The sequence below is a fragment of the Streptococcus sp. HSISS2 genome, from assembly GCF_000448665.1.
GTDB classification, from domain to species: Bacteria; Bacillota; Bacilli; order Lactobacillales; family Streptococcaceae; genus Streptococcus; species Streptococcus raffinosi.
The window spans coordinates 1,524,675-1,534,167 of record NZ_CM002133.1 but is presented as its reverse complement, the minus strand read 5'-3'; the positions used below and the strand labels follow the sequence as shown (position 1 = coordinate 1,534,167).

The 9,493-nt window shown below is 43.1% G+C and carries 8 protein-coding genes and 1 pseudogene; all 9 read left to right on the top strand.

The window, feature by feature from the left end:
* Nucleotides 1-609: 609 nt before the first annotated feature.
* The 9 genes and pseudogenes from HSISS2_RS11360 (at nt 610) to HSISS2_RS06815 (ending at nt 9,150) form a co-directional block, all read left to right on the top strand.
* A complete protein-coding gene (locus tag HSISS2_RS11360) occupies nt 610-759 on the top strand; it encodes a hypothetical protein (RefSeq protein WP_021146042.1) in 150 nt (49 codons plus the stop codon).
* Nucleotides 740-973, top strand: coding sequence for a hypothetical protein (locus tag HSISS2_RS06850; protein WP_042767061.1), 234 nt, complete (start codon nt 740-742; stop codon nt 971-973). Before HSISS2_RS11360 ends, HSISS2_RS06850 begins: the two co-directional genes overlap by 20 nt.
* Nucleotides 970-2,283, top strand: coding sequence for an AAA family ATPase (locus tag HSISS2_RS06845; RefSeq protein WP_021146040.1), 1,314 nt, complete (start codon nt 970-972; stop codon nt 2,281-2,283). The genes HSISS2_RS06850 and HSISS2_RS06845 overlap by 4 nt, the downstream gene beginning before the upstream one ends.
* Nucleotides 2,283-3,367 (top strand): annotated as a pseudogene (locus HSISS2_RS06840) (ATP-binding protein). The gene HSISS2_RS06845 and the pseudogene HSISS2_RS06840 overlap by 1 nt, the downstream one beginning before the upstream one ends.
* Nucleotides 3,368-3,376: 9 nt before the next feature.
* Complete coding sequence (locus HSISS2_RS06835; RefSeq protein WP_021146038.1) at nt 3,377-3,802, top strand: hypothetical protein; 426 nt, start codon at nt 3,377-3,379, stop codon at nt 3,800-3,802.
* Between the two features lie 2 nt (nt 3,803-3,804).
* Nucleotides 3,805-4,539 (top strand): hypothetical protein, encoded by a 735-nt coding sequence (locus HSISS2_RS06830; protein ID WP_021146037.1) that lies wholly within the window; start codon nt 3,805-3,807, stop codon nt 4,537-4,539.
* Between the two features lie 18 nt (nt 4,540-4,557).
* Nucleotides 4,558-5,142 (top strand): hypothetical protein, encoded by a 585-nt coding sequence (locus HSISS2_RS06825; RefSeq protein ID WP_021146036.1) that lies wholly within the window; start codon nt 4,558-4,560, stop codon nt 5,140-5,142.
* Nucleotides 5,142-6,725 carry a DEAD/DEAH box helicase gene (locus HSISS2_RS06820; protein ID WP_021146035.1) on the top strand — a complete coding sequence of 528 codons (1,584 nt, stop codon included), beginning with the start codon at nt 5,142-5,144 and terminating at the stop codon, nt 6,723-6,725. Before HSISS2_RS06825 ends, HSISS2_RS06820 begins: the two co-directional genes overlap by 1 nt.
* Before the next feature lie 10 nt (nt 6,726-6,735).
* Complete coding sequence (locus HSISS2_RS06815) at nt 6,736-9,150, top strand: AAA family ATPase (protein WP_021146034.1); 2,415 nt, start codon at nt 6,736-6,738, stop codon at nt 9,148-9,150.
* Nucleotides 9,151-9,493: the final 343 nt, after the last annotated feature.

Genomic DNA, 9,493 nt, shown 5'->3' with positions numbered 1-9,493 from the left:
CGACAAAGGCCGAGGGTCACAGATCAGATACCCACGGGATCCCGTCAGAGATTGGTTTAACGCACACTGGCAAGAGATTGCCTAGCTTAACACCCCTAGCCGTAGCAGTTAGCTAGTGAGGAAACAGAACTTATTAAAACTATAAACAACGATTCGATATTCATGACTGTCTCCTTATATATTAAAAATCTATGAAAAAATCCTCACTAGTTCTCTAGTGCGGTTAGGGAATGGAAAGGAAAATAACAATGAAATTTTTAAACTGGATTTGGTCAAAAAAACAACCGCAACAAGAACAATTTTCCGAACCAGTATGGACACCACGAGAAATTAATGACCAGAAATATGAAGCACGTCAAAGACGTGAGAGGTATCTAGCTGCTAAGTGCCTTAGCAATAATTAGATCGCTAACATCTCTCAGCGTGTAGCCATAGCCTTGCCGTGGAGTGTAGCTTATACTTTAATACCCCAAAATTATAATTTACTTTTCCACACTTATCTTTTCTAAAAAAACATGAAGCGGTGGGGCTGTGGGTGCACGTTGAGAGCACTAAAAAAGCACAGGTAAGGGCCTGTGCAAGAAATAACATTTGTAAGGAGAATATATCATGAAACTAACAGAAAAACAAGTCACTAAATCTGGACATGTTAAAACTAAAGGTTTCAGCACATTAGCTCTTAGCCTTGCGGTAATTGCTGCTGGTATCACTGGGCTTACTCTTGGATTTAAGAAACGTAATGAGGGAGGAGAGGGGTAATGGAAGTGAAAAAGAACCTAAAACCTCTTATCACCACGTTAGGTGTAGCAAAGAGGCTTATGACCAAATCGCTGAAATTGCTAATGAGTGTGACTTGACTATTGCTAATGTAGCTACTTCATTACTACTCTATGCGTTGAATCACACCGAAATCGTCAGTGTTGAAAAAGTAGTGACTGAGAGCCGTTTAGTCATCGGAGGTGGGAACGAATGAGTATCGCGATAAATAAGCTAGAAATTGAAAATATCAAACGGATCAAAGCGGTCAAGGTCGAACCATCACCTACGGGACTCACGGTAATTGGTGGAAATAACAATCAAGGTAAAACAAGTGTTCTAGATTCTATCGCTTGGGCCTTGGGTGGAAATCGTTTTAAACCTAGCAAGGCAACCCGTGAAGGGTCTGTTATCCCTCCATCGCTCAAGATCACTATGTCAAATGGCTTGGTAGTTGAACGCAAAGGGAAGAATAGCTCGCTTAAGGTTATCGATCCAGAAGGTAATAAAGGTGGACAACAACTGCTTGACAGTTTCGTTGAAGAGTTGGCTATTAATTTGCCCAAGTTTATGGAAAGTACAGCTAAAGAAAAAGCTGATACGCTCTTGCAAATCATCGGAGTTGGTCCCCAATTAGCCGAATTAGAAATCAAAGAGAAGCAGTTATATGACCAACGTCATGCTATCGGTGTTATCGCTGACCAAAAAGAGAAGTTCGCCAAAGAACAGACTTATTATCCAGACGCCCCAAAAGATCTTATTTCTATCGCTGACTTGATTGCTGAACAGCAGGAGGTTTTAGCTAAGAATGGGGAAAACGCTCGCAAACGCCAAAACGCTAGTCAAATCCAAGCGCAATATGATGCCAAGACGGCAGAAGTCAACCGCCTGTCACAGCAATTAGCAGAGGCTCAGGAAGTTTTACAAAAGCTCGCTAATGATTTGGCTATCGCTCATAAAGATGCGACCGACTTAGTAGATGAATCCACTGAGGAAATCGAAAGCAATATTGCTAACATCGAACAGATTAACCTTAAAGTCCGTGCTAACTTGGACAAGGATAAAGCGGAAGAGGATGCCAAGGCTCAACGCGAGCAGTATAACAAGTTGTCTGCTCAAATCGAAGATGTTCGTAAAGGTAAACGTGACTTGTTAACCAATGCTGACTTACCACTCGAAGGACTATCTGTCAACGATGGAAAACTTCTCTATCTCGGTCAAGAGTGGGATAACATGTCAGGTTCTCAGCAACTTATGGTAGCGACCGCAATTGTCCGAAAACTAAAACCAGATTGTGGCTTTGTTTTAATCGACAAGCTCGAACAAATGGACCAAATCACATTGGACCAATTTGGAAAATGGCTTGAGGATGAAGGTCTCCAAGCTATTGCAACGAGAGTATCGACTGGCGATGAATGCTCAATTATCATCGAAGACGGCTATAGTCTCGATAATAAGACACATCAGCCAACAGTTGATACTCAATCTGAACCATCAATAACGCCAACATGGCAAGGAGGATTTTAATGCAAATCACAAGAGGAATTAAGGCTAGAGCTCAAAAGGTTGTTATCTACGGCCCTGAAGGTATCGGGAAGTCTAGCTTTGCAGCGCAATTTCCCGACCCTGTGTTTATCGACACTGAAGGATCTACAGACAACATGGATGTTGCACGATTGGACAAACCGTCAAGCTGGACTATGTTGATGAATGAGATTGCTTTCATCAAAGCAAATCCACACTCGTGTAAGACTCTGGTAATCGATACAATCGATTGGGCTGAGTCGTTAGCGGTTGAATCCGTTTGTGCTCAGCATGGTAAAAAGGTATCGAAGATTTTGGATGGGGTAACGGATATACCTACGTCCGTGAAGAAATCGGTCGTTTCCTAAATAGTCTAAGCGAATTGATTGATTTAGGAATTAATGTTGTCCTGACTGCACACGCTCAGATTAAGAACTTCACTCAACCGGATGAAATGGGTAGCTATGACCGTTACGAGCTCAAGTTAGGTAAGAAAACTAGTTCTCAAACAGCACCTTTAGTCAAAGAATGGGCTGACATGGTCCTATTCTGTAACTACGAAACTATCGTCATGACTGATGAGAAGTCTAAGAAGTCGAAAGCACAAGGTGGACAGCGTGTCATGTATACACAGCACCACCCAGCGTGGGATGCCAAGAATCGTCACAACTTACCAAACAAGTTGCCGCTAGATTATGCGGGCATTGCTCACATCTTTAATGTTCAACAGGTACAAGCTGAACCAGTACCACCTACCGCACAGCCAGAAATGGAACCGCCAGCACCGGAACCAACACCACAACAAGAAGTGGTGCCAGCTGAAACACCAGCGGCAGAAAATCCTGCACCGGTCGAGCGTGGCGAGTACCAAGAACCAGCACCATTCATTGACCCAGCGCTGCGTGATTTGATGATTGCTAACCAAGTTACTGAACAGGAACTTCAACAGGCAGTGGCCTCTAAAGGCTATTATCCTGTAGAAACACCAATCTCTATGTACGATAAATCATTCATCGACGGGGCTCTAGTAGCTACTTGGGACCGTGTCTTTGAAATGGTCAAAGAAATCCGTGGATCAGAATTTTAGGAGGAAATCATGTCAGATAAAACTATCAAATTAGACCTATCACAAATCGGTGATGGTGGTCTTCAAGAGAAAGTCGATAAAGAACTTGAAAGAGTCATCGCTAACATCTTAGATCCAAACACTGAGACTAAGACAGCTCGTAAACTTGTCATCACTTTGACGATGAAGTCGGATGAGACACGTCAAACAGTAGCTACTGCAATGGAAGTTAAGTCAACTCTTGCACCTCAAAAAGCTGTTGCTACTACCGTCCTCGTTGGGCAAGAAGGTAGTCAAGTCTATGCAAACGAACTTAAGAGCAACATGCCTGGTCAGACATACTTTGACGACAAAGCGATCCTTCGTACAGACGTTGGTGAGCCAATCGAAGACATTGAAAAAGGTATCAACAACGATGTCATTGACTTCAACAAACAAAAGAAAGCGGGTAATTAAACATGGCAGAAAACATCAAAGAAGCTCTTGAGTACAGTGTAGAGCTAGCTGAACGTGCTGGAAAAGTCATCCAAGTTGGTGACAAGCAGTACTATAATGCAAATCAATTTGACCTCCTGGAAGTTAACCCTCGGAAAATTGCACCAAAACTTCAATTGTGTACTCTTGACAGTCTTATTGATTATCTCAAGTCAGACAATGACGCTATCAGTGCCTCTAAAAAAATCATTGTGGTGGAGTCTCCTAAAGATGTCACAGTTTATGATCAGGTTGATTGGGAATACGGTAGACGTCCTCAACTCGTCTCCGTAGTAGCATACAGCCCAGATATTCGATTGAACCAGTGGAATAGCCAAGAGCAGTTCAATATTATGCTGCAGTCTGCCTTTATTGACGAGGATGATCGTCAAGTTGTACTTGAATTTGCAAGTGCTTTAAAAGTCGAAAACGGCGCTGACATTGTGGATAACGGTATCAACCAGACCACTACTGTGAAATCAGGGGTAGCTAGTCTTGCAAAAGCAACTGCACCAAACCCAGTGACATTACGTCCATATCGTACTTTTACAGAAGTTGCACAGCCATCTAGTCAATTTGTACTCCGCATCAACAAAGATGCTGAACTTGCACTTTTTGAAGCAGACGGTGGCAAATGGAAACTGGAAGCTATTAAAAACATCGCTGACTACCTCAAAGCAGGGCTCGAAGATCAAGACAATATCACTATTTTGGCTTAATAAGGAAGGATTTTATACATGACTTATAACAATAACTTTGAACGTGAATTCGGATGGGATGATACTATCCAAGAGGACAGCAAGGAGTTTATCGCGCTAACTCCCGGTGATTACGTATTTACTGTAACAAACTTTGAGCGTGGGCGTCACACTCCAAATCCACAAAATCCAGGGAAACTGCCAGCATGTAACAAAGCGATCATCACAATCCAAGTCGAGACTGAAGAAGGTCTTGCAACAATGACACACAATCTATTCTTGCACTCATCAACTGAAGGGATGCTATCAGCATTCTTTGGTGCCATTGGCCAAAAGAAACATGGCGAACCTCTTCAAATGAACTGGAATACAGTTGTAGGATCAACAGGTGTTTGCCGTGTAGGGAATCGGACCTATAAGGATAATGTTTACAATGACGTTAAACAAATGATTTATGCTGATAGTGTGGATTGGACGAAAGTATTAAATGCCAATGTTTCTCAAGGTGGTGGACAACAAGCTCCTCAACAGCAAGCACCTAACTACCAAGCGGCACCTCAACAAAACCAAGGATATCAGCAACCTCAACAAGCCCCTAATGGTGGTGGATTCGGAGGATTCTAATGCAACTTAGACCTTACCAAGAAGAGGCAAGGACTAAGGTACAGCAAGAGTGGAAGGAGGGCAGGAAGCGCACGCTACTTGTCCTACCCACTGGCTGTGGCAAGACCATCGTCTTTTCAAAAATTATAGAAGACCGTGTCAAGATGGGAGAACGTGTTCTCGTTCTCGCTCATCGCTCAGAACTTTTGGAACAAGCCAGTGATAAATTAATGACGGCTACAGGATTAGGAACGGCGCTAGAAAAAGCTGAAAATACTTCAATCGGCTCATGGTTTCGTGTTGTCGTCGGTTCAGTGCAGACTATGCAGCGTGAGAAACGACTCAGTCAGTTCCCACCTAATCACTTCGATACTATTGTCATCGACGAGGCTCACCACGCTATATCAGACGGCTATCAGCGCGTATTAGAACACTTTGGAGAAGCTAATGTCTTAGGTGTCACAGCTACGCCAGACCGTGGTGATATGCGAAATTTAGGTAGTTATTTCGATAGTTTAGCTTATGAGTACCCTTTGGTTGACGCTATTAAATCAGGGTACTTATCAAAAATCACAGCTATTACAATCCCTCTTGAACTTGACTTGTCAACAGTCAGTCAACAAGGTGGAGATTTCAAAGCCAGTGAAATTGGAACAGCCCTAGACCCTTATCTTGAACAAATTGCAGACGAGATGGTTAAGCAGTGCAAAGACAGGAAAACAGTCGTTTTCTTGCCCCTAGTTAAGACTTCGCAGAAATTCCGTGATATCCTTAACGCCAAAGGATTTAAGGCGGCTGAGGTTAACGGAGAGTCCAAAGACCGCGCTGAAGTCCTAGAAGATTTCGACAAAGATAAATATAACGTGTTGTGTAACTCAATGCTATTAACTGAAGGGTGGGATTGCCCAACAGTAGACTGCGTGGTTGTGTTGAGGCCAACAAAAGTCCGTGCTTTGTATAGCCAAATGGTGGGGCGTGGGACACGCCTTGCACCAGGAAAGGAAAATCTATTACTACTCGATTTCCTATGGCACACTGAGCGCCATGAACTATGCAGGCCAGCCCACTTAATTACTAGTAGTCCAGAAGTTGCCAAAAAGATGACTGAAAACATGGCTGAAGATACAGAAGTTGAGTTCAGTCTGTTAGAAGCTGAAGAACAAGCTAGCAAGGATGTCGTTGCTGAACGTGAAGAAGCACTTGCAAAGCAGTTGGCTGAACAGCGCCGTAAAAAGCGTAAGTTAGTGGACCCACTTCAATTTGAAATGTCTATCCAAGCTGAAGACTTAGCGGACTACGTTCCATCATTCGGTTGGGAAATGGCTCCGCCTTCAGAAAAACAACTTAAAGCGCTTGAAAAATTCGGAATCTATACCGAAGAAATCGGCAATGCTGGAAAAGCTGGCAAACTACTAGACCGCTTAAACAAACGCAAAGACAGTGGATTGACCACACCTAAACAGATACGATTGCTTGAGGGTCGTGGTTTCCGAAATGTCGGAATGTGGAAATTTGAAGATGCTAGCAATCTGATTAACCGAATTGCTGCGAGCGGTTGGAGAATGCCAAAAGGAATCATTCCAGCTACATACCAGCCGGAATAAAGGAGATTAAATGTCAGAAGGTACTTTTGATTTAATCCCACTCTTAGATTATATTGACCCTTCTACATTGTCTTATCAAGAGTGGGTGAACGTAGGAATGGCCCTAAAACAGGAGGGCTATACGGCAATGGATTGGGACGCTTGGTCTCAATCGGATAGTCGTTATAAAAAGGGGGAGTGCTTCACTAAATGGGATACTTTTCACAATAATGGCTCTGATGCTTTAACTGGAGCTACTATCACTCAGATGGCTAAAGACAACGGTTGGGAGCCAATGAACAAGTCAGGCGAAAGCTATGAGCTTGGCTGGGATTCAACTATTGATCGTGATTATCAAATCGTTGATAAAAATTGGGTAGAGTCAAAAGAAATCCGTGAGCCGTTAAATTGGCATCCAGTACAGGATCTTGTCAAATACATCGAAACATTGTTTGAAATGACCGACCTCGTCGGGTACGTAACATCTACTTATCCTATCGAGACAGAGAATGGGCCAATCTATAAGCCAACTCAAGGCAATTACGACAGGACTGCCGGAGAGCTTATTAAAGAACTTCAGAGTAATGGCGATGATATTGGTGCAGTTTTCGGAGATTATAAGGAAGAAGCTGGTGCCTGGATTCGTTTCAACCCGTTGGATGGAAAGGGTGTCAAGAACGATAATGTCACTGATTTCAGATACGCTCTAGTAGAATCGGACAGCATGGAGCTTGGGAAACAGTACGCTCTATTTAAAGAGTTAGAGCTTCCTATTGCGACACTAGTACACTCTGGACACAAGTCGTTGCATGCGGTGGTGAGAGTGGATGCCAGAGACTACCAAGAGTATCGGAAGCGTGTCGATTACATTTATCAGATTTGTAAGAAAAATGGACTTGATATCGATACCCAAAACCGAAATCCGAGCCGACTCTCTCGCATGCCTGGAGTAATCCGAAATGGACATAAGCAGTTCTTGATTGATACGAATCTTGGGAAAACCAACTACGAAGAGTGGTATCAATGGGTAGAAGATTTAAACGATGACCTTCCTGATCCTGAAACGCTAGCCGACGAGTGGGACCACCTTCCAGATTTAGCCCCAGAGCTTATCCATGGGGTGTTGCGTCAAGGTCATAAGATGCTGATTGCAGGGCCGTCAAAAGCTGGTAAGTCGTTTGCTCTCATCGAGTTATCTATTGCCATCGCAGAAGGTCAAAAATGGCTCGGTTGGCAGTGCGAACAAGGTAAAGTCCTCTACGTCAACTTAGAGCTGGATAGGCCGTCAGCCCTTCACCGATTTAAAGATGTATACGATGCTATGAATTTACCTCCAGCAAGCGTTGGTAATATCGATATCTGGAATCTCCGTGGGAAGACAGTGCCAATGGATAAACTGGCCCCGAAACTCATTAGGCGGTCGCTGAAAAAGAATTACCAAGCCGTGATTATCGATCCTATCTATAAGGTCCTGACGGGTGACGAGAACTCAGCAGACCAAATGGCACATTTCACTAATCAATTCGATAAAGTGGCTACTGAGCTAGGGTGTGCTGTAATCTACTGCCACCATCACTCAAAAGGTTCTCAAGGTGGTAAGAAGTCCATGGACCGTGCTAGTGGTTCTGGGGTATTTGCCAGAGACCCTGACGCTCTGGTTGATTTAGTCGAGCTAGACCTTAACGAAGACCTCGTTAAAGCTCGGACTGAAAAAGCAACGGCTAAGATTTACCAAAGAGCCTTGCAAGAACAGGCTAACGATTATTACCAACAGAATGTCAGTCTTGACGATCTGGAAAGTCGCTATCAAATGCAACAACATTTTGACAAAGCAATTCCTGATGTTATGAAACGCAAGCCTTACCTTGACGAGGTCAAGACGACGACCCGTAGCATTGAGATTGCCACTGCTTGGCGAGTTGAAGGGACTCTTCGTGAGTTTGCCAAATTTGCCCCTGTGAATATGTGGTTCAGCTATCCAGTTCATGAAGTGGATACTACTGGTGTGCTGGCTGATATTCAACTGGAAGATAACGCCCCAGCTTGGAAAAAGAACCTAAATAAAGGTCCAGAATCGAAGAAGAAGACAGCAGAGAAAAATAAAGAAAAACTTGTTAATGCAATTCAAGCATTAGACGATGGAATGGATCCAGTCACGATTGATGATATTGTGGAATATTTCTCAACAGAAGATAAACCTGTTAGCGAAAAAACTATCAGAAGATGGATCAAAAACTCGGAAATTTTTGAGGTAAAAAACGGGAAAATTCACCAAAAAATACCTGAAAAATTCAAAAAGGGACAGGGACAAATTGGGGACAAATTGGAGGGACAAATTGGAAGAAAAACTCCATTTTGTCCGTCCCAAAAAAGGGACAAATTGGAAAATGTCCGGATGTCCCTAAAGCCTAATAGGGACAAGGGACAAATTGGAAAATGTCTCTAAGAAATCGCTCAACCATGCGGTTTTGGAGCAATAGGGACAAATTGGAAAAAATAGGGACAAAACCAGGGACAGAATATCTCCCTCTGTGAGGAGAGATATTTAGGAAAATGTCCCTGAGGTCCAAGGGAGACAGGAACAGGAACATGGGGTCCTAAGACTCCCCCATGTAACCCTGTAACCCTGTCCCCTAACTTGGACTTAGCGCGAGAGCGTGGTAAGTAAAAGAAAAGTAAAAGAAAGTAGACAAAATTAAAAAGGTAAAAAGTTATAGGACGACGAAAAGAAAAAAACATAATTACGGTACAAAATTAGGAATAATTAGGACAAAAAAAATGACCTACCG

Coding starts and splice junctions, on each gene's coding strand:
- HSISS2_RS11360 (WP_021146042.1), top strand. CDS start 610: ATGAAACTAACAGAAAAACAAGTCACTAAATCTGGACATGTTAAAACT.
- HSISS2_RS06850 (WP_042767061.1), top strand. CDS start 740: ATGAGGGAGGAGAGGGGTAATGGAAGTGAAAAAGAACCTAAAACCTCT.
- HSISS2_RS06845 (WP_021146040.1), top strand. CDS start 970: ATGAGTATCGCGATAAATAAGCTAGAAATTGAAAATATCAAACGGATC.
- HSISS2_RS06835 (WP_021146038.1), top strand. CDS start 3,377: ATGTCAGATAAAACTATCAAATTAGACCTATCACAAATCGGTGATGGT.
- HSISS2_RS06830 (WP_021146037.1), top strand. CDS start 3,805: ATGGCAGAAAACATCAAAGAAGCTCTTGAGTACAGTGTAGAGCTAGCT.
- HSISS2_RS06825 (WP_021146036.1), top strand. CDS start 4,558: ATGACTTATAACAATAACTTTGAACGTGAATTCGGATGGGATGATACT.
- HSISS2_RS06820 (WP_021146035.1), top strand. CDS start 5,142: ATGCAACTTAGACCTTACCAAGAAGAGGCAAGGACTAAGGTACAGCAA.
- HSISS2_RS06815 (WP_021146034.1), top strand. CDS start 6,736: ATGTCAGAAGGTACTTTTGATTTAATCCCACTCTTAGATTATATTGAC.